General features: G+C 54.6%; 2 rRNA genes. Both read left to right on the plus strand.

Annotated elements, in window-relative coordinates:
* Positions 1-1523: ribosomal RNA gene (locus tag ACR0KJ_RS19405) — 23S ribosomal RNA — on the plus strand; the annotation flags it as partial.
* A gap of 189 nt (positions 1524-1712) precedes the next feature.
* Positions 1713-1827 (plus strand): 5S ribosomal RNA (rrf, locus tag ACR0KJ_RS19410).
* Positions 1828-1856: the final 29 nt, after the last annotated feature.

Consider the following 1856-nt stretch of genomic DNA (forward strand, 5'->3'; position numbering starts at 1 on the left):
GTGGAGAGATCACTAGTGAGAATGATGACATGAGTAGCGACAAAGAGTGTGAGAGACACTCTCGCCGAAAGTCCAAGGGTTCCTGCTTAAAGCTAATCTGAGCAGGGTAAGCCGGCCCCTAAGCCGAGGCCGAAAGGCGTAGGCGATGGGAACTAGGTTAATATTCCTAGGCCAGGAGGATGTGACGGATCACAGGTGTAGTTCAATCTTATCGGATTGATTGGGCTGCTGAGTGGTTCCTGGAAATAGCCCTCCATCAGACCGTACCCTAAACCGACACAGGTGGACTGGTAGAGCATACCAAGGCGCTTGAGAGAACGATGTTGAAGGAACTCGGCAAAATACCTCCGTAAGTTCGCGAGAAGGAGGCCCGGTTCCTAGGCAACTAGGGGCTGGGGGCACAAACCAGGGGGTGGCGACTGTTTATTAAAAACACAGGGCTCTGCGAAGTCGCAAGACGACGTATAGGGTCTGACGCCTGCCCGGTGCCTGAAGGTTAAAAGGAGAGGTGAGAGCCTTGAATTGAAGCCCAGGTAAACGGCGGCCGTAACTATAACGGTCCTAAGGTAGCGAAATTCCTTGTCGGGTAAGTTCCGACCTGCACGAATGGCGTAACGACTTCCCCGCTGTCTCCAACATCGACTCAGCGAAATTGAATTGCCTGTCAAGATGCAGGCTTCCCGCGGTTAGACGGAAAGACCCCGTGCACCTTTACTACAGCTTCGCACTGGCATCAGGATTGTGATGTGCAGGATAGGTGGTAGGCTTTGAAGCGGAAACGCAAGTATCCGTGGAGCCTCCCTTGAGATACCACCCTTCGCACTCTTGATGTCTAACCGCGGTCCGTTATCCGGATCCGGGACCCTGCGTGGCGGGTAGTTTGACTGGGGCGGTCGCCTCCTAAAGCGTAACGGAGGCGCGCGAAGGTTGGCTCAGAGCGGTCGGAAATCGCTCGTTGAGTGCAATGGCAGAAGCCAGCCTGACTGCAAGACTGACAAGTCGAGCAGAGTCGAAAGACGGCCATAGTGATCCGGTGGTCCCGAGTGGAAGGGCCATCGCTCAACGGATAAAAGGTACGCCGGGGATAACAGGCTGATACTGCCCAAGAGTCCATATCGACGGCAGTGTTTGGCACCTCGATGTCGGCTCATCTCATCCTGGGGCTGGAGCAGGTCCCAAGGGTACGGCTGTTCGCCGTTTAAAGAGGTACGTGAGCTGGGTTTAGAACGTCGTGAGACAGTTCGGTCCCTATCTGCCGTGGGTGTAGGAGACTTGAGAGGAGTTGCCCCTAGTACGAGAGGACCGGGGTGAACGATCCACTGGTGGACCAGTTGTCGTGCCAACGGCAGTGCTGGGTAGCTATGATCGGACAGGATAACCGCTGAAGGCATCTAAGCGGGAAGCCCCCCTCAAAACAAGGTCTCCCTGAGGGCCGTGGAAGACCACCACGTCAATAGGCCGGAGATGTAAGCGCAGTAATGCGTTCAGTTGACCGGTACTAATCGCCCGATAGGCTTGATTTGATCCAGTAACAGAAAGACAAATCACCAAAAGCATACACTGACCTTGAGTTGGACAACGTTGATTGATGTGAAACCCCGTAAAGGGGTGACATAAAAACCGAGTGGCACCGCGCATTCGCAAGCGAATACGCTGCCTGCCACCCGTCGCTTTCTTGCTCCGCAAGAAAGTCGACGTGGGCTTTTCCTCGGTTTGGTGGTCATAGCGCAAGTGAAACACCCGGTCCCATACCGAACCCGGAAGTTAAGCACTGCCGCGCCAATGGTACTTGGGCTTAAGCCCCGGGAGAGTAGGTCACCGCCAAACCTAGTAAAAGCCCATATCTCTCTTACGAT

The sequence above is a fragment of the Ruegeria sp. AD6 genome (genome assembly GCF_056542325.1).